Annotated in this window: 23 protein-coding genes; 17 read left to right on the top strand and 6 right to left on the bottom strand. The window is 29.8% G+C overall.

The features are described 5' to 3' along the window. Positions 1 to 78 precede the first annotated feature (78 nt). Positions 79 to 1,572: a histidine ammonia-lyase gene (gene hutH, locus QM495_RS04695; protein WP_408670955.1), complete on the top strand. Its 1,494-nt coding sequence runs from the start codon at positions 79 to 81 to the stop codon at positions 1,570 to 1,572. A 10-nt stretch (positions 1,573 to 1,582) separates the two neighbouring features. After that, positions 1,583 to 3,580, top strand: a complete 1,998-nt coding sequence (locus QM495_RS04690; protein ID WP_408670954.1) for a urocanate hydratase — start codon at positions 1,583 to 1,585, stop codon at positions 3,578 to 3,580. Between the two features lie 80 nt (positions 3,581 to 3,660). On the opposite strand, the gene QM495_RS04685 is transcribed toward QM495_RS04690, so the two are convergent. The 3 genes from QM495_RS04685 to lpxD form a co-directional block, all read right to left on the bottom strand. Beyond that, entirely contained in the window at positions 3,661 to 4,008 is a 348-nt protein-coding gene (locus tag QM495_RS04685) for a VOC family protein (RefSeq protein ID WP_408670953.1), read from the bottom strand. A gap of 18 nt (positions 4,009 to 4,026) precedes the next feature. Then, positions 4,027 to 4,497 (bottom strand): hypothetical protein, encoded by a 471-nt coding sequence (locus QM495_RS04680; protein ID WP_408670952.1) that lies wholly within the window; start codon positions 4,495 to 4,497, stop codon positions 4,027 to 4,029. A gap of 102 nt (positions 4,498 to 4,599) precedes the next feature. Continuing rightward, positions 4,600 to 5,592, bottom strand: a complete 993-nt coding sequence (gene lpxD, locus QM495_RS04675) for a UDP-3-O-(3-hydroxymyristoyl)glucosamine N-acyltransferase (RefSeq protein WP_408670951.1) — start codon at positions 5,590 to 5,592, stop codon at positions 4,600 to 4,602. A 246-nt stretch (positions 5,593 to 5,838) separates the two neighbouring features. Here lpxD and QM495_RS04670 point away from each other — a divergent pair, with 246 nt between their 5' ends. The 6 genes from QM495_RS04670 (at position 5,839) to QM495_RS04645 (ending at position 12,853) form a co-directional block, all read left to right on the top strand. Continuing rightward, positions 5,839 to 8,139 carry a DNA topoisomerase 3 gene (locus tag QM495_RS04670; protein ID WP_408670950.1) on the top strand — a complete coding sequence of 767 codons (2,301 nt, stop codon included), beginning with the start codon at positions 5,839 to 5,841 and terminating at the stop codon, positions 8,137 to 8,139. Then, the gene (locus QM495_RS04665) at positions 8,126 to 8,719 is read left to right on the top strand and encodes a pseudouridine synthase (RefSeq protein WP_408670949.1); all 594 of its coding nucleotides are present in this window, start codon (positions 8,126 to 8,128) and stop codon (positions 8,717 to 8,719) included. Before QM495_RS04670 ends, QM495_RS04665 begins: the two co-directional genes overlap by 14 nt. 93 nt (positions 8,720 to 8,812) lie before the next feature. Then, positions 8,813 to 9,271 (top strand): (2Fe-2S)-binding protein, encoded by a 459-nt coding sequence (locus QM495_RS04660; protein ID WP_408670948.1) that lies wholly within the window; start codon positions 8,813 to 8,815, stop codon positions 9,269 to 9,271. Positions 9,272 to 9,273: 2 nt separating this feature from the next. Further along, positions 9,274 to 11,463, top strand: a complete 2,190-nt coding sequence (locus QM495_RS04655; protein WP_408670947.1) for a molybdopterin cofactor-binding domain-containing protein — start codon at positions 9,274 to 9,276, stop codon at positions 11,461 to 11,463. A 6-nt stretch (positions 11,464 to 11,469) separates the two neighbouring features. Then, positions 11,470 to 12,231 carry a xanthine dehydrogenase accessory protein XdhC gene (xdhC, locus tag QM495_RS04650; RefSeq protein WP_408670946.1) on the top strand — a complete coding sequence of 254 codons (762 nt, stop codon included), beginning with the start codon at positions 11,470 to 11,472 and terminating at the stop codon, positions 12,229 to 12,231. Further along, the gene (locus tag QM495_RS04645; protein WP_408670945.1) at positions 12,221 to 12,853 is read left to right on the top strand and encodes an NTP transferase domain-containing protein; all 633 of its coding nucleotides are present in this window, start codon (positions 12,221 to 12,223) and stop codon (positions 12,851 to 12,853) included. Before xdhC ends, QM495_RS04645 begins: the two co-directional genes overlap by 11 nt. On the opposite strand, the gene QM495_RS04640 is transcribed toward QM495_RS04645, so the two are convergent. Both QM495_RS04640 and QM495_RS04635 read right to left on the bottom strand, forming a co-directional pair. Beyond that, positions 12,846 to 14,450, bottom strand: a complete 1,605-nt coding sequence (locus QM495_RS04640) for a SulP family inorganic anion transporter (RefSeq protein ID WP_408670944.1) — start codon at positions 14,448 to 14,450, stop codon at positions 12,846 to 12,848. The genes QM495_RS04645 and QM495_RS04640 overlap by 8 nt on opposite strands. A 73-nt stretch (positions 14,451 to 14,523) precedes the next feature. Then, positions 14,524 to 15,105 (bottom strand): NUDIX hydrolase, encoded by a 582-nt coding sequence (locus QM495_RS04635; protein ID WP_408670943.1) that lies wholly within the window; start codon positions 15,103 to 15,105, stop codon positions 14,524 to 14,526. 7 nt (positions 15,106 to 15,112) lie between these two features. Here QM495_RS04635 and pyrE point away from each other — a divergent pair, with 7 nt between their 5' ends. Together pyrE and QM495_RS04625 are read left to right on the top strand one after the other, a co-directional pair. Beyond that, complete coding sequence (gene pyrE / locus QM495_RS04630; protein WP_408670942.1) at positions 15,113 to 15,757, top strand: orotate phosphoribosyltransferase; 645 nt, start codon at positions 15,113 to 15,115, stop codon at positions 15,755 to 15,757. 10 nt (positions 15,758 to 15,767) lie between these two features. Beyond that, positions 15,768 to 16,157 carry an SRPBCC family protein gene (locus QM495_RS04625; RefSeq protein WP_408670941.1) on the top strand — a complete coding sequence of 130 codons (390 nt, stop codon included), beginning with the start codon at positions 15,768 to 15,770 and terminating at the stop codon, positions 16,155 to 16,157. A 9-nt stretch (positions 16,158 to 16,166) separates the two neighbouring features. Here the strand turns inward: QM495_RS04625 and QM495_RS04620 are convergent, their stop codons facing one another. Then, positions 16,167 to 16,910, bottom strand: coding sequence for a biotin--[acetyl-CoA-carboxylase] ligase (locus QM495_RS04620; RefSeq protein ID WP_408670940.1), 744 nt, complete (start codon positions 16,908 to 16,910; stop codon positions 16,167 to 16,169). 77 nt (positions 16,911 to 16,987) lie between these two features. On the opposite strand from QM495_RS04620, the gene rsfS reads away from it, so the two are divergent. Genes rsfS through QM495_RS04585 form a run of 7 tightly spaced genes read left to right on the top strand, consistent with a single transcriptional unit; the run spans position 16,988 to position 22,400 of the window. Continuing rightward, a complete protein-coding gene (gene rsfS / locus QM495_RS04615) occupies positions 16,988 to 17,350 on the top strand; it encodes a ribosome silencing factor (RefSeq protein ID WP_408670939.1) in 363 nt (120 codons plus the stop codon). A 42-nt stretch (positions 17,351 to 17,392) separates the two neighbouring features. Further along, a complete protein-coding gene (gene ftsH, locus QM495_RS04610) occupies positions 17,393 to 19,390 on the top strand; it encodes an ATP-dependent zinc metalloprotease FtsH (RefSeq protein ID WP_408670938.1) in 1,998 nt (665 codons plus the stop codon). A gap of 43 nt (positions 19,391 to 19,433) precedes the next feature. Further along, positions 19,434 to 20,021, top strand: a complete 588-nt coding sequence (locus tag QM495_RS04605; RefSeq protein WP_408670937.1) for a hypothetical protein — start codon at positions 19,434 to 19,436, stop codon at positions 20,019 to 20,021. A 3-nt stretch (positions 20,022 to 20,024) separates the two neighbouring features. Continuing rightward, positions 20,025 to 20,843, top strand: coding sequence for a phosphatidate cytidylyltransferase (locus tag QM495_RS04600; protein WP_408670936.1), 819 nt, complete (start codon positions 20,025 to 20,027; stop codon positions 20,841 to 20,843). Between the two features lie 2 nt (positions 20,844 to 20,845). Further along, complete coding sequence (locus QM495_RS04595) at positions 20,846 to 21,496, top strand: phosphatidylserine decarboxylase family protein (protein ID WP_408670935.1); 651 nt, start codon at positions 20,846 to 20,848, stop codon at positions 21,494 to 21,496. A 20-nt stretch (positions 21,497 to 21,516) separates the two neighbouring features. Beyond that, positions 21,517 to 21,777 (top strand): acyl-CoA-binding protein, encoded by a 261-nt coding sequence (locus QM495_RS04590; protein ID WP_408670934.1) that lies wholly within the window; start codon positions 21,517 to 21,519, stop codon positions 21,775 to 21,777. 8 nt (positions 21,778 to 21,785) lie between these two features. After that, on the top strand, positions 21,786 to 22,400 hold the full coding sequence (locus tag QM495_RS04585; RefSeq protein ID WP_408670933.1) for a YceI family protein: 615 nt from the start codon (positions 21,786 to 21,788) through the stop codon (positions 22,398 to 22,400). Positions 22,401 to 22,416 lie beyond the last annotated feature (16 nt).

Raw genomic sequence — 22,416 nt, 5'->3', positions numbered from 1 at the left:
ATCAATTATTAATAAAATTGGTATTATTAGTTATCAAAAATAAGAATAACTTTGTTACAAATCAATGATACTTTAAAAATGACATTTAAATACGGAATAGATCAACTTACGGTTGATAAAGTTTTAAGCATCTCTAAAGGAACCTTAAAAGCAGAAATAACTTCAGAAGCAATTGAAAAGGTAAATGAATGCAGAAGAAAGGTAGAAAAAATGGCTAATTCTAATAAAGCTGTTTATGGTATAAACACAGGTTTTGGGCCATTATGTGATGTTCAAATTTCACCTAAAGAAACAAGTAAACTGCAAGAAAATTTAATTATTACACATGCTGTTGGTGTTGGAAATCCGATTGAGAAGGAACTTTCAAAAATAATGATGATTTGTAAAGTGCACGCTTTATGTCAAGGATTTTCAGGTATTCGATTAAAAGTTATTGAACGTATTCTATTTTTTATTGAAAATAATTTACTCCCAGTAGTTCCTGAACAAGGATCAGTAGGAGCTTCAGGAGATTTAGCTCCATTATCACATTTGTTTTTACCATTATTAGGTGAAGGTGAATTTTGGGAAAAAGATACTATTGTTTCTGCAAAAAAAATATTAGCTAAAAACAAACTTCAATATTTACAATTAGAAGCAAAAGAAGGTTTGGCCTTAATAAATGGTACACAATTTATTTTAGCTCACACCATTATAGGATTAAAAAAAATGGAATATTTATTGGATTTAGCTGATGTTGCAGGCGCTATGAGTTTAGAAGGCTACCAAGGAAGTGCTTCTCCATTCAAAGAAGCTTTGCACAAAATTCGCCCATTTAAAGGTAATTTAAAAGTAGCAGAACGTATGAGAATGTTACTGAAGGAATCTGAAAATATAAGATCACATGAAACTTGCGTACGTGTGCAAGATCCATATTCAATGCGTTGTATTCCACAAGTTCATGGTGCTTCAAGAAATGCCTTTTATCATTTAAATGAACTAGCAAAAATTGAAATGAATTCTGTAACAGATAACCCAATTGTATTAAGTGAAACCGAAGCTATTTCTGGTGGTAATTTTCACGGGCAACCATTAGCAATGGCACTTGATTATGGAGCTCTTGCTTCATCAGAGCTAGGAAATATTTCTGATAGAAGAAGCTATTTATTAATTGAAGGTAAATATGGTTTACCTCGTTTGTTAACAGAAGCCGGTGGACTAAATTCAGGTTTTATGATTCCTCAATACACAACAGCAGCTTTGGTTAGTGAAAACAAATCTCTATGTTTCCCTGCTTCTTCAGATAGTATTCCAACATCTCTTGGGCAAGAAGACCATGTTTCTATGGGTAGTATATCTAGTCGGAAATTCAATCAAATATTAGGTAATTTAGAAAAAATATTAGCTATAGAATTGATGTATGCTGCACAAGCAATGGAATTTAGAAGACCTAATAAATTTTCAAAAATTATTGAAGAAAATTTCAAAATAATTAGAAATAAGGTTAGTAAATTAGAAGAAGACAGAGTTTTAAAAGATGATATAAATAATATGGTTAAATTGGTGGAACATCAATCTTTTAAAGTAAGATAAAAAATTAGATATGACATTTCAAGAACAAATAAAACAAGGAATACCGGCAGAATTACCAGCTAAAAGAAAGCTTGCAAAAGATGTAAATAGAGCTCCAAAAAGGAAAGATATTTTATCTAATGATGAAAAAGAATTAGCTATTAGAAACGCACTTCGTTATTTCCCTAAAAAATGGCATGAAACTTTAGCTGTAGAATTTGCACAAGAACTGAAAGATTTTGGTCGTATTTATATGTACAGATTTAAACCAGATTACAAAATATTTGCCAGACCAATTAGTGATTATCCTGCAAAGTGTACACAAGCAGCAGCTATTATGTTAATGATACAAAATAATTTAAATCCTGCTGTAGCACAACATCCTGAAGAACTTATTACTTATGGTGGAAATGGTGCTGTATTCCAAAATTGGGCACAATATTTAATTACAATGCAATACTTGTCCATAATGACAGAAGAGCAAACTTTGAATATGTACTCCGGACATCCAATGGGGTTATTTCCCTCTTCTAAAGAAGCTCCAAGAGTAATTATTACTAATGGAATGATGATTCCTAACTATTCTAAGCCTGATGATTGGGAAAAATTTAATGCATTAGGAGTCACACAATATGGACAAATGACAGCTGGCTCTTTTATGTATATTGGCCCTCAGGGAATTGTACATGGAACAACAATTACCCTAATGAATGCTTTCAGAAAAATATTATCAAAAGAGGAATCTCCTGCTGGAAAAGTATTTTTAACTTCTGGCTTAGGTGGAATGAGTGGAGCACAACCAAAAGCTGGAAACATAGCTGGTTGTATTTCAATTTGTGCTGAAGTAAATCCAAAAGCTGCCACAAAGCGTTTTGAACAAGGCTGGGTTGATGTATTAATTGATTCAATTGATGAATTAGTGATACGTGTAAAAAAAGCACAAGAATTAAAAGAAGTAGTTTCAATTGCATTTATTGGAAATGTTGTAGATGTTTGGGAACGATTTGATAAAGACGAAATATATGTTCATGTAGGTTCTGATCAAACATCATTACATATTCCTTGGACTGGTGGATATTATCCTGTTGATGTTTCTTACGAAGAATCAAATCGTTTAATTAGAGAAGAACCGAAACTATTCAAAGAGAAAGTACAAGCTTCATTGCGTCGTCAAGCAGCTTCTATAAACAATCATACTGCCAAAGGAACCTATTTTTTCGATTATGGAAATGCCTTTCTTTTGGAAGCATCTAGAGCTGGTGCAGATATTATGGCTGAAAATAACATAGATTTTAAATATTCATCTTATGTGCAAGATATATTAGGCCCCATGTGTTTTGATTATGGATTTGGACCATTCCGTTGGGTTTGTACTTCAGGAAACCCCGAAGATTTAGATAAAACCGATGAAATTGCAATGCGAGTGCTACAAGAAATTATGGAAAATTCTCCTAAAGAAATACAATTGCAAATGCAGGATAATATTACTTGGATAAAGGATGCAAAAAAAAATAAAATGGTGGTTGGTTCACAAGCACGTATTTTATATGCTGATGCTGAAGGACGTTCTAAAATTGCCGAAGCATTTAACAAAGCAATTGCTGAAGAAAAAATAGGACCTATTGTTATTGGTAGAGATCATCATGATGTAAGTGGTACAGATTCTCCATATAGAGAAACGTCAAATATTTATGATGGAAGTAAATTTACTGCAGATATGGCTATTCAAAATGTAATTGGAGATAGTTTTAGAGGTGCAACCTGGGTCTCAATTCACAATGGTGGTGGCGTAGGCTGGGGAGAAGTTATTAATGGAGGTTTTGGAATGGTATTAGATGGTACACCAGAAGCTGATTCTCGTTTAAAAAGCATGCTTTTTTACGATGTTAATAATGGTATTGCCAGACGTAGCTGGGCTAGAAATAATGAAGCCTTATTTGCTATTAAACGTGAAATGAAGCGTACACCTAGTTTAAAAGTTACGATACCAAATTTGGTTGATGACAGTCTTTTAAAAGATTTGTTTTAATAAAATAATTTGTTTCTTTAAATTAAGCCCATTAGTCAATAAAATTATTGAACTAATTGGCTTTTTATTAATTTACAATTCTAATTATCAGACCAAACTGCTAATTCATTTCCAGAAGGGTCGGTAAAGTGAAATCTATGACCTCCTGGAAAAAAGAAAATATCTTTTGAAATTTCACCACCAAATTTTACAATGCTATCTTTTATTTCTTCTAGGTTTTTATAATACAAAACAATTAAAGCTCCATTTACAATTTTATCGTTTGTTAGTTCAAACCCTCCTTTAAGTCCACTTTCAGAAAAAGAAACATACGTAGATCCATAATCAGTAAATTTCCAATGGAATGCATTGCTAAAAAAATCTTTCGTTTTTTCAATATCTTTTGACTTCAATTCAATATAATTAATATGGTTATCCTTCATATCCATTGTCTTAAATTTTAAAAATTATTCTGGCCAATTAATAGTATCATCATCAATAAATAAAGGCGACCATTGAATTTCATCCAACACTCCATCTATAAACCAAAAATTAATTGATTTTTCATCAATTTCAATTACTTTATGATTTTCACCATCACGTTCTGAAACATCTTCTAAAGATGAATCCTCAATATTTAAAGAAGTTAAAATATCTTTTTCAGATTTTCCAATCAACGATTTCCCTTCAAACTCATAAAAATCAGAATTTACAGACATCATAATTAGTTTCCAAGATTCTTCTTCATCAAAACTAAGTGATAATTTTAAATCATCATATTCCCAAGATTCCGTTAAATCATTATTACTATCAGAATGAGAATATTTATCTTTAAAAGACGGTTCTCCTAAAATTAATTTAACTTCAGTTCTTATCATTCCAAATTTTAAAACTCCTAAACCAACACCTGGTTTTATTTCTTTTAAAGCTTTTTTCATAATTGATTAAATCGTATTTACACTTACAACTATAATTACTTAAATCTAAACTATTTTTTAGAAACATCGTTTATTTGCTATTCCAAACACTAAAGTTTAAAATTAACTTTTTGCTAATTTTCTCAATGCAACCCATTGTCTAAACATATCTCTAGAATCTGTCGCAGGATATCCTACTACTGTTTTACCTGCAGCAACATCATTCATAACACCAGAACCACCACCAACAACAGCACCTGAATGAATGGTAAGGTGGTCTTTTATTGAAGAGCTTCCTCCAATAATAACGCCATCTCCTAAAGTAACAGAACCTGCTAAACCACTACTTCCCGCCATAATACATGAACGTCCTAAAATGCAATTATGTGCAATTTGAACCAAATTATCTATTTTACAACCATCACCAATTATTGTGGAACTAAATTTCGCACGGTCTACTGTAGAATTTGCGCCAATTTCAACATAATTTCCAATTACAACATTTCCTATTTGAGGAATTTTAACCAGTCCTCTCCCATCATCACTTGGTCTGTATCCAAAACCATCAGCGCCAATACTAACATTGGTATGAAAAATACAATAACTTCCAATTTCACATCTTTCACGAATTACAGTGCCAGACCAAATAATAGTATTATTTCCTATTATTGTTTCATCAAAAATGGTAACATTTGGATATAAAACTGCACCATCACCTATTACAACATCTTTCCCAATATAGCAATTAGCACCAATTTTAGAATCTTTACCAATTATAGCCGATTTATGTATAACAGCCGTAGAATGAATATCAACTTCAAATTTTGGTGAACTAGGGTTAAATAATTCTAATATTTTTGCCATTGCTAAATCGGCATTGTTAACCTTTATTAAAGCGCGATTTTCTTCGGGCTCAATATTTAAATTTTCATTCACTATAGCTGCACAAGCATTAGATGTTTTCCATAAATGAATATATTTTTGGTTCCCTATAAAACTAATTTGATTTGAGGTTGCTTTTTGTAATTCTTCAGGGCCTTTTATCTTTTGATTGGTATTCCCTAATAATTCCCCTTTTAAAATTGCATTAATTTCTTGAATTGTAAATGACTTCATTAATTATAAGTTGTTTTTTGAATCAAAAATAAATTTCGTTTACAAATATTTTCGTTAAATATATACTAAATATATTGCCCAAAGCTTCTAGTTATAATTATTTAAACAATTTCCTGCTAAACAATAAATCTTAACAATAACTTCAACTACATTATTTTCATTTATTAAGACTATTATAAATAAAAGTACTTTCCTAATATTTAAGTCAAATTTCCGTATTTTGCAGACTTCAAAATTAATAATATTATGAAAGTATGTATTGCCGAAAAACCAAGTGTTGCTCGTGAAATTGCTACTGTATTGGGAGCAAACACAAAACGTGATGGTTACTATGAAGGCAATGGTTACGCAGTTACCTATACTTTTGGGCATTTATGCACTTTATTTGAGCCTAATGATTATAAACCTCATTGGAAAAGCTGGGATTTGAATAATTTACCTATGCTTCCTGAAAAATTTCAAACCAAAGTTGTTTCTAATGATGGGATTCAAAAACAATTTAATATTGTTAAAAGTTTATTTGATAAAGCCGATATTATTATAAATTGTGGTGATGCAGGGCAAGAAGGAGAATTAATTCAGCGCTGGGTTATTAATCAAGCTGAATATAAAGGTGAAGTACAGCGACTGTGGATCTCTTCATTAACTACGGAAGCTATAAAAGAAGGATTTCAAAATTTAAAACCTTCTGAAGATTACGATAATTTATACTACGCAGGGTTTTCAAGAGCAATTGGAGATTGGTTATTGGGAATGAATGCCACAAGATTATACACTGTAAAACACGGTGGTTTTAAACAATTATTATCGGTTGGAAGAGTGCAAACTCCAACATTGGCAATGTTGGTAAACAGGTTTAAAGAAATTGCAAATTTTAAACCTCAACCTTATTGGGAGTTACAAACATTGTACAGAGAAACTCTTTTTAATTGTGAAGAAGGTCGTTTTTTAAAAAAAGAAGAAGGTGAGATTTTTGCAAAAAAAGTAAAAGAAAGTGATTTTGAAATTGTTTCTGTAACCAAAAAAGCAGGTAAAGATTATGCTCCAAAATTATTCGATTTAACTGGTTTACAAGTATATTGCAATAACAAATTTGGGTTTTCAGCAGATGAAACATTGAAAATAGTTCAGAAATTATACGAACAAAAAGCAGTTACCTATCCTAGAGTTGATACTACTTTTTTACCTAACGATGTATATCCAAAAGTAGCAGGAATATTAAAAAACTTAACAAATTACAGTAAGTTAACTCAACCTTTACTCACTAAAAAAATAAAAAAATCAAGCAAAGTTTTTAACGATAAAAAAGTAACCGATCACCACGCAATTATTCCAACGGGTGTACAAATTAACTTACAGTACAATCAACAACAAGTGTATAATATCATTACAAAACGTTTTATTGCTGTTTTTTATGATGATTGTAAAGTTTCAAACACTTCGGTAATTGGAAAAGCTAACGATGTGACTTTTAAAACTACAGGCAAAGAAATTTTAGAAAAAGGCTGGCGAATTATTTTCGAATCTTCTAAATCTGAAGAAAAAACAGCAATAGGCATTTTACCAACTTTTATAAAAGGTGAAAAAGGTGCACATATTCCATCTTTTTTAGAAAAAGAAACCAAGCCACCAAACCAATTTTCAGAAGCAACACTTTTACGTGCAATGGAAACTGCCGGAAAGCAAGTGGATGATGATGAAATGAGGGAATTAATGAAAGAAAACGGTATTGGGCGGCCTTCTACACGTGCTAATATTATTGAAACACTTTTTAAACGTAAATATATAGAGCGTAAAAAAAAGCAACTTTTACCAACTCAAACTGGTATTCAATTAATTGACATCATTCAAAATAAATTATTGAAATCGGCTGAATTAACGGGTCTTTGGGAAAAACAATTAAAAGAAATTGAAAAAGGAAATTATAATGCAGGAACGTTCATAAAAAACATGAAAAAAATGGTAGATGATTTGGTGTATGAAGTTCGTTCTGAAACTGTGAGAGCCAATATTTCAGCAGTAACAAATACAAATCAAACAAAATCTTCATTGGTAAAAACAGCAACTAAAAAAGCTAATATTTTCTCAGAAAAATGTCCAAAATGTAATAAAGGAACCATTATAAAAGGAAAAACAGCTTTTGGTTGTAGCAACTATAAAAATGGTTGTACTTTTAGATTGCCTTTTAGCTTTTTAGATAAAAAAATATCAGAAAATCAATACATACGTTTGTTGCAAAAAGGATGTACCGTAAATTTAAAAGGCTTTAAATCTGAAAATGGTAAAGTTGAGGGTTTGGTTCGATTTGATGAAGATTTCAACTTAAAATTAGAAGAAAAGAATACTTCAGAAAAAACAATACCTGATACATTAATGTGTCCTAAATGTAAAAAAGGAACTATTTTAAAAGGAAAAACAGCTTATGGTTGTAGTGATTATAAAAATGGCTGCGATTTTATTTTCAGTTTTGATGAAATACGAAAAAGAGCAGTAGGAAAAACACTTACCAAAGAATTAGTTTATGCTATTTTAAATGGAAAATACTAATCATCAAAAACAACATCAGCATTTTATTATTTTTAAACCACATGGTTATTTAAGTCAGTTTGTAAATAATCAAACAAAACGGAAAAACAAGAAAATGTTGGGTGAGTTATTCAATTTTCCTAAAAATACGATGGCAATTGGACGTTTAGATGAAACTTCAGAAGGATTATTATTATTGACTACAAACGGAAAAACTAGTGAATTTATTAGAAGTACTAAAATTGAAAAGGAATATTACGCTCAGGTTGATGGGAAAATTACTTCAGAAGCTATTAAAAACTTAAAAAATGGTGTAGAAATTAGTACTGAAACTGGAAAATATTTTACAAAAAATTGCATCGTAAAAAAGTTAAGTGGAATACCTAAATTACCTGAAAGAGCAAAAAAAATAAGAGATGAACGACACGGTCCAACAAGTTGGATATCAATTACATTAAGAGAAGGCAAATTTAGACAAGTACGTAAAATGACTGCCGTTGTTGGTTTTCCAACACTTAGATTAGTACGCATTAGAATTGGAAATATTCAACTTTCAACTATGCAGCCTGGAGATGTAATTGAAACAACAAGTTTAATTTAAGATTTGTTAATTTACAATTAAACAAAATCCTCTAAAATGATTTATAAAATAATTCTTAAATTGTTCATCTAAACTAACAACTACTAAAAATTTATGATTACACTTCGTATAAATGGAGAAAAACATACTATTAATGTTGCTCCAGACATGCCTTTACTTTGGGCAATTAGAGACATTATTGGACTCACTGGTACAAAATACGGATGTGGAATTGGTGTATGCGGTTCATGTAAAGTACTTATGGATAACTCACCTGTACAATCGTGCATGATTCCTGTTTCAGCTGCTGAAGGAAAAGATATTTTAACTATTGAAGGAGAATTTGAAAACTTACAATTGCTACAAAAATCTTGGGTTGAATTAAATGTGGCACAATGTGGATTTTGTCAGCCAGGTCAATTAATTGCGGCGGCGGCTTTGCTAAATAAAAATGATAACCCTACTGAAAAAGATATTGATGAAGCTATGATTGGTAATATTTGCAGATGTGGTACTTACCAACGCATTAAAAAAGCGATACATAGAACTGTTGAACTTAAAAACCAAAACTAATTATGAATCTTATAAAAAATATAAGTCGTAGAACTTTTGTTAGAAGTATTGGTTTAGCTTCAGGTGGTTTAATTTTAGCTTGTAATACTTCCATCTTTTCAGACAAAGAAAAGGGAGAACTAAAAAATTTAGGAGGTTTTAATCCAAATCTTTTTGTACAATTAAATTCTGACGGAAGTTTAATTTTAATTGCTTCACGCTCTGAGATGGGAAATGGCGTTAGAACTTCATTAACATCGGTAATTGCTGATGAAATGGATGCAGATTGGAATAAAGTAATTGTAAAACAGGCAACTGGAGACGCAAAATATGGCGATCAAAATACGGATGGTTCTCGTAGTGTTCGTTATCTATATGAAACAATGCGCCAAATGGGCGCTAAGGCTAGAGCGATATTAATTGCTGCCGCTGCTCAAAAATGGCAAGTACCAGCATCTGAATGCACTGCTGAAAATCATTTTGTAATCCATTCAAGCAGTAAAAAAATAGCTTTTGGCGATTTAGTTGAAATAGCAAAAACATTAGAAATTCCTACTGATGTACAACTAAAAAATCCGAAAGATTTTAAATACATTGGAAAACATTTACGTAGTGTTGATGCTGAAGAATATTCGAACGGAAGTGCAGTTTATGGGTTAGATAAACGAATTCCCAACATGAAATTTGTTGCAATTGCACGTTGTCCTGTTACTTTTGGAACGGTAAAATCATTTGATAAAACGGAAGCCTTAAAAATAGCTGGAGTTGAAGATGTAATAGAAATTCCTAGAATTGAAAGACCTTTCGGAGCACTGGGTGGTGTTGCTGTTATTGCTTCAAACACTTGGGCTGCTTTTAAAGGAAAAGAAGCTTTAAAAATTGAATGGAATTATGGTGATAATGAAAGTTATGATTCAGAAAAATACATGATTCAAATTACTAAAAACGTTCACAAACAGGGAAAAGTTGGAAAAGATACCGGAAATGTAAATAAAGCTTTTAAAAATGCCGATAAAATTGTAGAAAGCACTTTTCAATTACCTCATTTATCTCACGCTCCAATGGAAGTTCCAAATGCTGTTGCTTGGGTACAAGGAGATAGTTGTGAAGTGTGGGCTCCAACACAAGCTCCTCAAACAGCTCGAAAAGAAGTGGTTGATTATTTAAAAACTTCAGAAGAAAAAGTAACTATAAACGTAACTTTGTTAGGTGGTGGATTTGGCCGAAAATCAAAACCAGATTATATTGTGGAAGCTGTAATTGTTTCAAAAGCAATCAATGCTCCTGTGCAAGTAGTATGGACTCGTGAAGATGATATTAAACATGGATATTACCATACTATAAGTGCCCAATATTTAAAAGCTTCATTAGATAAAAATGGAAATGTTACAGGTTGGTTACATCGATTTGCCTTGCCTTCAATTACCTCTACGTTTATGCCTGGAGTAGATTATGCTGCTGGTTTTGAAATTTCAAGTGCAACAAACATTCCTTTTGATATAAAAAATATAAAAGTTGAAGTTGGGAAAGCACCTGCTCATGTTAGAATTGGTTGGTTGCGATCTGTTATTAATATCCCTCACGGATTTTCAGAAAACGTATTTGCTGATGAATTGGCCTTTGCTGCTGGAAAAGATCCTTTAGAATTTCGATTAAATTTAATTGGAAAAGATAGAATTGAAGATACTCCAGATGAAATTAAATACAATACAGCTCGACTTAAAAATGTATTGAAAATTGCAGCTAAAAACGCCGAATGGGGAAAAAAACTTCCTAAAGGTCATGCGTATGGTTTAGCTGTTCATTACAGTTTTTACTCTTATGTAGCTTCTGTTATAGAAGTTTCTATTGAAAATAACAAAGTTAAAGTTCATACTATATTTACAGCGATAGATTGTGGAACAGTAGTAAATAGAAATACTGTCAAATCTCAGCTAGAAGGTGCTGCAATTTTTGGAATGTCATTAGCTTTTTATGGAAAAATCTCTACAAAAAATGGTACAATTGAACAAAGTAATTATAATAATTATCCTATGGTTCGAATAAATGAAACACCTAATATTCATGTTGAAATAATTGAAAGTACTGAAAGACCTACTGGTGTTGGCGAACCTGGCGTTCCTGTAATTGCTCCAGCAATTGTAAATGCAATTCATAAATTAACAGGAAAAAGATATTATAATTTACCTTTATCTGATTATAATTTAGCATAGAATTTTATGAATAATTGGATTGAATTATTACACGATTTTAAATCTAAAAAACAGCCTATTGCATTAGTGACTATTACAAAAGTTTTAGGTTCTGCACCTTGTAAATTAGCTTCAAAAATGATTGTTACCAAACAAAAGGAAATTTTTGGAACTATTGGCGGTGGAAAATTAGAATTTCAAGTAATTGATGAAGCTGTAATTGCAATTAACGAAAATAGTATAAAAGAATTCTCATACACTTTAGGCCCCGCATTTGAACAATGTTGTGGAGGTAAAGTAGAATTAATTATTGAACCTATGAATCAAACTCCTGAATTATTTTTGTTTGGCGCCGGACATATTGGCGTAGAAATTTGTCATATTTTAAAAGACACTCCATTTAATATCACCCTACTTGATACTCGTAAAAACTGGAAAAATCAAATTGATATTGATAAAAGCACCACCTTTTCTAATATTAACTTTGAGTTGTACAAACAACATGTTAATTGGGGTGAAAATTGTTATGTGGTAATTATGACGCATGACCATAAATTAGATTTTGAAATAACTGCTTTAGCTTTGTATTCTAAAACAAAGTATATTGGCTTAATTGGAAGTAAAACCAAAAAAAATAAATTTAATAATATGCTTAAAAATGAATTAAATTTTGAAGCTGGTATTTCTCCTGTTCATTGTCCGGTTGGTTTAAATATTGGTGGTCATACTCCAAAAGAAATTGCCATAAGTATTGCTGCTGAATTGTTGAAAGTGTATTATGAAAAATAATACCGTTTTTGTATTGTTAGCTGGTGGAAAATCTAAAAGAATGGGTGTTGATAAAGGTTTATTGAAATACCATCAAACATTTTGGATTTTAGAACAACTTAACAATATTTCAAAAACCCCAGTTTCAGAAGTTTATATTGGTTTAGGTTATAATTATAAAAATTATTTTAATGCAATTCCGTGGTTTGAAGATGCTCTTACAAATTTTATTGATTTTCAGGAATTAAAAATTAAAGTTATCATTAATAAAAATCCTGAATTAGGCTCATTTTCAACCCTTCAAACTATTTTAAAAAAAATTGATACTTCAAAAAACATAATACTAAATCACATAGATGTTCCGCTATTAAATTCTGAAGAATTTCAAAAAATAATGGAAATAAAAAATATAGTTGTAATTCCTAATTATGAAGGTAAAAATGGTCATCCTATAAAAATGAAATCTAAGTTTTGGAAACAATTAATTCACTTAAATCCTAGTAATGAAGAAGCTAGGCTTGATTTCCAAATAATGAAATTACAATCTATTGAAATTACAACAATTAGTGTAAATGATGCTGCTGTAATAAAAAATTTAAACACAACATCTGATTGGATTTCTTTCTTGAAAAATACTAATTAAATTTTTCTGGATTTTCAGCAATATGATATCTTGGATCATCAATATCATTAATAATTACCTCATGAAATCTTGTGTTCGATTTAAATAAAAGCACTTTACATTCCTCGCTTAAATGCTTTAAATGAATTGTTTTACCAGCTGTTTCATATTTTTCAACAATATTAAAAATTGCTTCCAATGCTGAATGATCGCTAATCCTAGATTCCATAAAATCTATTTCTACATTTTCCGGATCATTTTTAACATCAAACTTATCATTAAAAGTTATAATTGAACCAAAGAATAAAGGTCCCCAAATTTCATACACTTTAGTTCCATTTTCCTTTACAGATTTTCGTGCTCTAATTCGAGTGGCATTTTCCCAGGAGAATACTAGCGCACTAACAATAACACCAGAAACTACAGCTATTGCTAAATCAAAAATTACTGTTAAAGCTGAAACTAAAACTAGAACAAATAAATCGGTTTTAGGTATTTTATTCAGAATTCTAAAACTACTCCATGCAAACGTTCCTATAACTACCATAAACATGACTCCTACCAGCGCTGCAATTGGAACTTGTTCTATATAACTTGAACCAAATAAAATGAATATTAAAAGTAACACAGCTGCTACAATTCCTGAGAGTCTTCCTCTTGCTCCTCCTTTAATATTAATAATTGATTGACCAATCATGGCGCATCCTCCCATTCCACCAAACAAACCTGTAACAATATTAGCACTTCCTTGCGCTACACATTCTCTATTTCCATTTCCACGAGTTTCAGTTAAATCGTCAATTAAATTCAAGGTCATTAACGATTCTATTAACCCAATTGCAGCTAATATTAATGCGTACGGCAAAATAAATATTATAGAACCTAATGTAAATGGTACTTTTGAAAAAGTTTCTAAATTTAATGTTGGCAAACTACCTTTTAAACCTTCACCGCCACCATCTTTAATAAATGAACCAACTGTTGCTACATCAAATTTTAATAAAATAGCTAACATACTTACCACTAAAATAGCAATTAAGGCTTCTGGTAATTTTTGTAGTTGTTTAATTTTTGGTAAACCCCACATTATTAGCATCGTTAAAGCAACCAACCCAACCATTAAATACAATTGATTTCCTTGTAACCATACTTTTTTATCACCCATAGTTTTTTTAAACATTCCTAATTGTGAAAGAAAAATAACAATCGCTAAACCATTTACAAACCCCATCATGACAGAATGTGGAATTAAACGAACAAATTTTCCGAGTTTTAATAAACCTGCTAATACTTGAATAATACCCATTAAAATTACAGTAGCAAATAAATAGTATAACCCTAAATTTTCATCAGGGTTTCCCATTTCATTTCCTTTAGCTACCAAAGTAACCATTACAACTGCTAAAGCTCCAGTTGCTCCTGAAATCATTCCTGGTCTTCCTCCAAAAATTGAAGTGATTAAGCCAACCATAAACGCAGCATATAAACCAACTAATGGATCAACACCCGCGACAAATGCGAAAGCTACAGCTTCAGGCACCAAAGCTAAAGCTACAGTTACTCCAGAAAATATTTCATTTCTTATATTTGAAACGCGCTTTTCAATAAATTCAGTCATAGGTAGTTATTTGTAAAAAGCGGCAAATATAGTGTAAATATTTGAAAATAAAATTTATGATTATTTGGAATTCTTAAAATAGCAACTTAATATTTTCGTATGTATTTTGTAGTGCTTCTTTTACTCCAATATTATTTTTAAAAACGGCTATTTCTATATCTTCTTCTGTTTGAGGAATTAGTTTTCCTGTGAAACCTGACTTCATTAAAAACCAGTAAGTAATTTTTAAAATAGTTTTACCATTTCTTTCAAATATATGATACGTAGTTTCTAGTTGTTTTTCAATATGTAAATTAGATATTCCACATTCTTCTTCCACTTCTCTAATAGCACAATTTTTTAAAGATTCTCCTTTTTCTAATTTACCTTTTGGTAAATCCCATTTTCCTAAACGATAAATAAAAAGTACTTCTTTTTTAGAGTTTAAAACCTTCCCTCCAGCAGCTTTTTGAATTTTAAATTTACTCATAAACTGTTGCCAACATACTTCTAAGTTAGTACAATACAAACAAACACCTTTCAATTCTCCTTTAAAAATAGACTCTACAATTTGTGATATAGTATTCCTCTCAAATTTTTTAATTTCAAGTTCTGTTGAAATCTTCTTGGTATCTGTCAAAATAATTGAACAGTCATTCACAAAAACTTTATACATTTGCATTATGGTTATGAACAAAGATACTGCAAAAAAAACGGCTGAATTATTATTGCAAATAAAAGCAATTAAATTACGACCTAATGACCCTTTTACTTGGGCTTCAGGTTGGAAATCACCAATTTATTGTGATAATAGAATTACACTTTCTTTTCCTGAAATAAGAAATTATTTAAGTGAAAATTTAGCTAAAATTATTGAACAAGAATATGGTAAGCCCGATGTAATTGCCGGTGTAGCAACAGGTGCTATTGCTATTGGTGTGTTAGTAGCTCAAAAATTAAATATCCCCTTTATTTATGTAAGACCTGAGCCTAAAAAACATGGAAGAAAAAACCAAGTGGAAGGTTTACTTGAAAAAAATAAGAACATTGTTGTTGTTGAAGATTTAATTAGCACCGGTAAAAGTAGTTTAAATGCCATAAAAGCATTGAAAGATATTGAAGGAGCGAATGTAAAAGGAATGGTTGCCATATTTTCTTATGGCTTTAATGTTGCTTCAAAAAACTTTGAAGATGCAAATGTTAAGTTAAATACATTAAGCGATTATAATCATTTATTAGAGCAGTCTCTTGATAGTAATTATATTTCAGAAAATGAATTAAAAACACTTAAACAATGGAGAGAAAATCCAAGTGAGTGGAAACAATAAATTACAAATTATGAACCTAGAAAGTAAAAAAACAATTATAAATAAATCTCAAAAAGATTTTTTTGAATTTTTGAGTAATCTTCAAAATTTCAAGCAATTAATGCCTGAGAATACTGAAAAATTTGAGGTTGAAGGTGATTCTTTTATTTTTAGTTTAAAAGGAATGCCTGAAATAAGATTGGTTGTAAAAGAAAAACAAGAATTTGATAAAATTATTTTAGGTGCTGCAAGTAGTAAATTAAAATTCACCTTAACTGCAGTCATAAACACTGTTTCAGAACATAGTTGTGAAACACAATTATTATTTAACGGTGATTTTAACCCAATGATGGCAATGATGGTAAAAAAACCTCTTCAAAAATTTATAGACACTTTAACTGAGAAAGCTGAAAAATTATAAGAATTCAACTTATTTTATACGACTCGCAAATTTAATTTCTTTCAAACTAAATTTGCGAGTTTTTTCATTTTCTAATTCAATTATTAATTTTCCTTCTTCTGAAATATCAATAATTTTCCCTAAAAAAATAGCGTGTTCATAGTCTTCAAACATAACTGGTTTATTGTATTTATAAAGTGAAGCTATATATAATTGTTTAATTTTTTTAAATTCTGCTCTTTCAATATCATCAATATAAAATTGAATATTAGTTATGATATTTTTTAATAACTCATCTATATTAAAATTAGTATCAGAAATATTGTTCAATGAAGTAACATTTCCAATGCTCTTTGGAAATTTTTTTTGATTTACATTTAACCCAACTCCAATTATAGAATACTTAATGGCTTCACCTCTCAAAACATTTTCAATTAAAATACCCGCAACTTTGTCTTTACCTGCCAAAATGTCGTTTGGCCATTTAACAAAACACTGTATTTTAATAGCATTATTAACAGCGTCTAAAACACCTAAAGAAACTGCCATACTTAAATAAAATTGATGCTCAATTTTAAAGTTATTAAAATTAACTAACACGCTAAATGTTAGGTTTTTACCACCATCAGAAACCCATTTTGATCCAAGTTGACCTCTACCTTCTGTTTGATGTTTTGCTACAACAACAGTATAACTATCAATTGTAGTTTTATTGGCAAGTCTCTTTAAGTAAGAATTTGTAGAATCAATGGCATTAAGTTTGATTATATTCATGTAGAAAATGATAATTTTAATAAAATTCAAATTATTATAAAAAAATAATAACTTTGTAACAAATTAAAAAAAAATTAATGACAAAAAAAAATATAAGCGCAGACGACTCTATAGCTGCAATTTTAAAGGCTATAGATGAGGTTAAAGGTGTAGATATTCAAATTTTAGATTTGAGAGAAATTGAAAATACTGTCTGTGATTATTTTATAATTTGTACAGGAACCTCAAATACCCATGTAAATGCTATTTCTGGTTTTGTACAAAAACAGGTAAGTAAAGTAATTAAAGAAAAACCTTGGCATGTTGAAGGTGAAGGCAATGCAGAATGGATATTATTAGACTATGTAAATATTGTAGTTCATATATTTCAAAAACATGTACGTGAGTATTATGATATTGAAAGCCTTTGGGGTGATGCAAAAATCACAACTATATCATAAGCAAATTAAATTTTTACTCAATTATTGAAATCAAAAAAATAGATGAATCAAGATAAAAAAAATACACCAAAGAAAAACAATATAAAAACACCTAAGTTCAATTTTTACTGGATTTATGGTGCAATTTTTGTTTTATTTATTGGATATCAGTTTTTAAACAGTGGAAATTTAGGCTCAAAAAGCTTAAGTCAAAATGAGTTTAAATCTATTCTTTCCGAAAATGATATAGCTAAAATAATTATTGAAAATAGAAGTATTGCACATATTTATATTAAGAGTGAAGCATCAGAAAAAGAAAAACATAAAAAAAATAAAGGATCGCTTTATTCTGCTAATTCACCAATGTATACTTATTCGTTTGGAGATTTACAAAACTTCGAAAAAGAATTAAGTGCGGATAAGAAAACTTACGAACTAGATTTTGATGTTAAAAATGAAGAAAGAACAAATATTATAGACCAAATATTTATGTATTTACCTTTTATCTTCTTAATTGGTTTATGGATATATTTCATGAAAAGAATGTCTGGTGGTGGTTCTGGTGGTGGTGGACAAATATTTAGTATTGGAAAATCAAAAGCCAAATTATTTGATCAAGATCAAAAGGTTAAAACTTCATTTAAAGACGTTGCTGGATTAGAAGGAGCTAAAGAAGAGATTCAAGAAATTGTAGATTTTCTAAAAAGCCCAGACAAATACACATCACTAGGAGGAAAAATTCCAAAAGGGGCACTATTAGTAGGCCCTCCAGGTACTGGAAAAACATTATTAGCAAAAGCGGTTGCTGGTGAAGCAAACGTGCCGTTTTTCTCTCTTTCTGGATCAGATTTTGTTGAAATGTTTGTAGGTGTTGGAGCTTCACGTGTACGTGATTTATTTAAACAAGCACAACAAAAAGCACCATCAATTATTTTTATTGATGAAATTGATGCCGTTGGTAGATCTAGAGGTAAAAATAATATTACAGGAGGAAATGATGAACGTGAAAATACTTTAAACCAGTTATTAACAGAAATGGATGGTTTTGGGACTGACACTAATGTAATTGTTATTGCTGCAACCAACCGTGCCGATGTATTGGATAAAGCATTATTACGTGCGGGTCGTTTTGACCGTCAAATTTATGTAGATCTTCCTAATTTAACAGAAAGAGCTGAAATCTTTAAAGTACACCTTAAACCATTAAAGCTCAATAAAGATGTTGATGTTGAATTTCTATCACAACAAACTCCTGGTTTTTCTGGTGCTGACATTGCAAACTTGTGTAATGAAGCCGCATTAATTGCTGCAAGAAAAAGTAAAAAATCGGTACATCATCAAGATTTTTTAGATGCTGTTGACAGAATTGTAGGGGGACTTGAAAAGAAGAATAAGATAATTTCTCCTAAAGAAAAGAAAACAATTGCTTTCCACGAAGCTGGTCATGCAACTGCAAGTTGGATGCTAGAACATGCAGCTCCTCTTGTAAAGGTTACTATTGTTCCTAGAGGGCAATCATTAGGTGCTGCTTGGTATTTACCAGAAGAACGCCAAATTGTACAGGCTGAGCAAATGTTAGATGAAATGTGTGCAACTTTAGCAGGTAGAGCCGCTGAAAAACTAATATTTGATAAAATATCTACAGGTGCCCTTAATGACCTAGAAAAAGTAACCAGACAAGCAAAAGCCATGGTTACTGTATACGGTTTAAATGATAAAATAGGTAACATTACCTATTATGACTCTTCAGGGCAATCTGAATACAACTTCACTAAACCTTATAGTGAAGAAACTGCACAAGTAATTGATAAAGAAATTTCAAAAATTATTGAAGAACAATATAAAAGAGCTATTCAAATTTTGGCAGATAACAAAGATAAACTTACAACTTTAGCTGAATTATTGCTTGAAAAAGAAGTAATCTTTAAAAAAGATTTAGAAACAATTTTTGGGAAAAACCCTTTTGATGATGCTAAAGTGCCTATAAAAAAAGATTCAAAAGAGGAAGAAAACACTGATAAAGATCCAGACAAAGAAAATTCATTAGAAACACAAGAATAAATTCATATCTTTTTTATAATTTTGAATTTATTCTAAATAACTAATGAGTTTATTTAAAAAGTTTTTTAATACTCCAAAGAAAAAAGAATCTAAAGAATTATCTTTAGAATTAGAAAATTTACCCCTTGATCAAATTTTTGTACAAAATTTTATTAAGAATAGTGGTAAATTTCTCTATTGCACAACTTTAGAGGAGGTAATTTCAAATTTAAAAAATATAATTCAAGAAAATTCTTGGGATCATATAATTTGTATTGATACTGATTTGGCAAAACTCGCAAAAACCATTCAAATAAATACCACCGAAAATTATAGCAAAAAATTACCTTTATTTACTAGTTGCGAACATTTAATTGCACAAAATGGAAGTATTCTATTTTCATCTAATCAATTAAAAGAACATAAGATTTCAGCATTATCAGAAAATTTTATAGTATATGCAACTACTAGCCAACTAGTTAAAAACAATGGAGAAAGTTTAACTGGAATTAAATCGCGTTACCAAGGTAATATACCTAGTAATATTAGTGCTATAAAAAATTACAACCCAAATTCTAAAGAAATTGATTTTATGAATTATGGTAATACAAATGCAAAAAACTTATATTTGCTACTATTTGAAGATTTATAATTTATGAATAATTTTTTTAAACGTGCACTTTCAGGAATTGTATTTGTTAGTGTTTTAATATTCTCAATCCTATACAGTAAAATTTTTTTTATTGTGCTTTTTTTTATTTTAATGATGTTTTGCTTATATGAATTTAAAAAAATGATTCAACTAAAAAGTATATTTCCATATCTAATAGGAACTTTACTTTTTATTTTTGGAAATATATTAGGTGTTGAAGATATCCCCAGAAAAATGATATTTGATTATGTTGGCCTATCACTCTTTCTTACAATTTTCATCACATTTGCATCAATTTTATTTGCAAAAAAAGAAGAGGTTATAAGCCATTTGGGGAAAATATTTTTATCAATTATTTATATTGTAGTACCGTTTACACTAATTGTAAAAATACCTTTTCTAAATGCCGATTTTAACTATGTGAATACCACTATTTTAGGTGTTTTTCTTTTGATTTGGACCAATGATAGTTTTGCTTATTTGGTAGGTAAAAACTTTGGTAAACATAAGCTTCTACCACGTATTTCCCCAAATAAAACTGTAGAAGGATTTATTGGGGGAATGATTTTCACCTTTATTCTTAGCATTATTTTAGCACAACAATTTACGACAACACTTTCATTAATTCAATGGATTGTAATTGCAGGAATTGTTAGTGTATTTGGTGTACTAGGCGATTTAATTGAATCTATGTTTAAAAGACAAGCGGGGGTTAAAGATAGCAGCAATTTTATTCCTGGCCATGGTGGTTTTTTAGATAGGTTTGATAGTGTTATATTTGCTGCACCATTTATATTTATATACTTACAATTTGTACAATAACTATGTTTCATAAAGAAGGCTTTAAAATAATTTTAATTGCTACATTTATATTAAGTGCAGGAATTATTATAATTGAAAATTTTATTTCAACTAATTGGTTAAATAAATTATTAGCATTAATTTTATTAGTATTCTACATTTTAATTTTGCAATTTTTTAGAAATCCTCAAAGAAAAACAATTTTAAATGTCAATAATATTATTGCTCCTGTTGATGGAAAAGTAGTAGTTATTGAGGAAGTATTTGAAAAAGAATACTTTAAAGATAAACGCTTACAAGTTTCTATATTTATGTCTCCTATAAATGTACACGTAACTAGATACCCAATTAGTGGAAAAATATTATTTAGCAAATATCATCCAGGAAAATATTTGGTTGCTTGGCATCCTAAATCTTCCGAAGAAAATGAGCGTACAACTATTGTAATAAAAAATGAAACTGCTGGTGAAATACTTTACCGACAAATTGCAGGTGCATTAGCTAAAAGAATTGTTAACTACGCTAAAATTAATGAAACAGCTGTGCAAGGAAATGATGCTGGTTTTATTAAATTTGGATCTCGTGTCGATTTGTTTTTACCTTTAAATGCTAAAATTAATGTAAAACTAAATGATAAAGTTAAAGGCGGTGAACAAATAATTGCTACTCTATAACTTCTTTTAAAATAAAATTAATGAATGACAAATTAAATATTGAATTTAAAGAGGCTTATACATTTGCGTGTAATACAACAATTAAATTAGCACCTGATGTTATGCTTGCTTTTTATGCATATTATAAACAAGCAACAAAAGGAAATAATTATAAACAACCTTCAGGAGATATTCAATTAAGAAATTCATTTAAATTAAATGCATGGTTTCAATTAAGCCATTTATCTGAAAAAGAAGCAAAACAAGAATACATAAACCTTGTAAATAAACATTTAAAATAGAAATAATCATGAAAAAAGTACTTACTATTAGCTTGTTATTATTAACAATAATAACAATTTCATCTTGTAAAAACAAAGAAAAAAAAGAAAATACACCTATTAAAAAAGGATATACTGTTGAGGCAAAAACAACTACTATAAATTGGATTGCTTATAAAACAACAAATAAAGTTCCTGTTAAAGGCCAATTTACTGAAGTAACCATTGAAAATTCAAAAAAATCATCAACAGTACAAGAAGCATTAAATGGTCTAAAATTTGATATTTCCGTAAATAGTATCTTTACAAAAGATACTATTAGAGATGCGAAATTAAAAAAATTCTTTTTTGGCACTATGAAAGATACCAATTCTATTTCAGGTATCATTTCTATGAATAACGAAACGTCTGGTACTGTTGAATTAACTATGAATGGAATTTCTAAAGTTTTACCAGTAACTTATGTAATTAGCGATAATATGGTAACTATTGAAGCTGTTATGAATTTAGATAACTGGCAAGCGCAACTAGCAATTGAAACTTTAAACACTGCCTGCAAAGACTTACATTCAGGTGATGATGGTATTTCAAAAACTTGGAGCGAAGTTAAAATTGAAGTTACCACTTCTTTAAAATATGAATAAAAAAAAGCCTGCTTAA

The organism is Lutibacter sp., assembly GCF_046055765.1.
Taxonomy (GTDB): domain Bacteria; phylum Bacteroidota; class Bacteroidia; order Flavobacteriales; family Flavobacteriaceae; genus Lutibacter.
Note: the sequence above shows the minus strand (reverse complement) of the source record. Positions and strands in the feature narration are given on the sequence as shown.

What these genes read in the sequence shown, in the direction of transcription:
- QM495_RS04660 (WP_408670948.1), top strand. Translation starts at nt 8,813, where the DNA reads ATGATTACACTTCGTATAAATGGAGAAAAACATACTATTAATGTTGCT.
- QM495_RS04625 (WP_408670941.1), top strand. Translation starts at nt 15,768, where the DNA reads ATGAACCTAGAAAGTAAAAAAACAATTATAAATAAATCTCAAAAAGAT.
- QM495_RS04640 (WP_408670944.1), bottom strand. Translation starts at nt 14,450, where the DNA reads ATGACTGAATTTATTGAAAAGCGCGTTTCAAATATAAGAAATGAAATA.
- QM495_RS04585 (WP_408670933.1), top strand. Translation starts at nt 21,786, where the DNA reads ATGAAAAAAGTACTTACTATTAGCTTGTTATTATTAACAATAATAACA.
- pyrE (WP_408670942.1), top strand. Translation starts at nt 15,113, where the DNA reads ATGGTTATGAACAAAGATACTGCAAAAAAAACGGCTGAATTATTATTG.
- hutH (WP_408670955.1), top strand. Translation starts at nt 79, where the DNA reads ATGACATTTAAATACGGAATAGATCAACTTACGGTTGATAAAGTTTTA.
- QM495_RS04590 (WP_408670934.1), top strand. Translation starts at nt 21,517, where the DNA reads ATGAATGACAAATTAAATATTGAATTTAAAGAGGCTTATACATTTGCG.
- QM495_RS04620 (WP_408670940.1), bottom strand. Translation starts at nt 16,910, where the DNA reads ATGAATATAATCAAACTTAATGCCATTGATTCTACAAATTCTTACTTA.
- QM495_RS04685 (WP_408670953.1), bottom strand. Translation starts at nt 4,008, where the DNA reads ATGGATATGAAGGATAACCATATTAATTATATTGAATTGAAGTCAAAA.
- QM495_RS04680 (WP_408670952.1), bottom strand. Translation starts at nt 4,497, where the DNA reads ATGAAAAAAGCTTTAAAAGAAATAAAACCAGGTGTTGGTTTAGGAGTT.
- QM495_RS04605 (WP_408670937.1), top strand. Translation starts at nt 19,434, where the DNA reads ATGAGTTTATTTAAAAAGTTTTTTAATACTCCAAAGAAAAAAGAATCT.
- xdhC (WP_408670946.1), top strand. Translation starts at nt 11,470, where the DNA reads ATGAATAATTGGATTGAATTATTACACGATTTTAAATCTAAAAAACAG.
- QM495_RS04655 (WP_408670947.1), top strand. Translation starts at nt 9,274, where the DNA reads ATGAATCTTATAAAAAATATAAGTCGTAGAACTTTTGTTAGAAGTATT.
- QM495_RS04595 (WP_408670935.1), top strand. Translation starts at nt 20,846, where the DNA reads ATGTTTCATAAAGAAGGCTTTAAAATAATTTTAATTGCTACATTTATA.
- ftsH (WP_408670938.1), top strand. Translation starts at nt 17,393, where the DNA reads ATGAATCAAGATAAAAAAAATACACCAAAGAAAAACAATATAAAAACA.
- QM495_RS04600 (WP_408670936.1), top strand. Translation starts at nt 20,025, where the DNA reads ATGAATAATTTTTTTAAACGTGCACTTTCAGGAATTGTATTTGTTAGT.
- QM495_RS04690 (WP_408670954.1), top strand. Translation starts at nt 1,583, where the DNA reads ATGACATTTCAAGAACAAATAAAACAAGGAATACCGGCAGAATTACCA.
- QM495_RS04635 (WP_408670943.1), bottom strand. Translation starts at nt 15,105, where the DNA reads ATGTATAAAGTTTTTGTGAATGACTGTTCAATTATTTTGACAGATACC.
- QM495_RS04670 (WP_408670950.1), top strand. Translation starts at nt 5,839, where the DNA reads ATGAAAGTATGTATTGCCGAAAAACCAAGTGTTGCTCGTGAAATTGCT.
- rsfS (WP_408670939.1), top strand. Translation starts at nt 16,988, where the DNA reads ATGACAAAAAAAAATATAAGCGCAGACGACTCTATAGCTGCAATTTTA.
- lpxD (WP_408670951.1), bottom strand. Translation starts at nt 5,592, where the DNA reads ATGAAGTCATTTACAATTCAAGAAATTAATGCAATTTTAAAAGGGGAA.
- QM495_RS04665 (WP_408670949.1), top strand. Translation starts at nt 8,126, where the DNA reads ATGGAAAATACTAATCATCAAAAACAACATCAGCATTTTATTATTTTT.
- QM495_RS04645 (WP_408670945.1), top strand. Translation starts at nt 12,221, where the DNA reads ATGAAAAATAATACCGTTTTTGTATTGTTAGCTGGTGGAAAATCTAAA.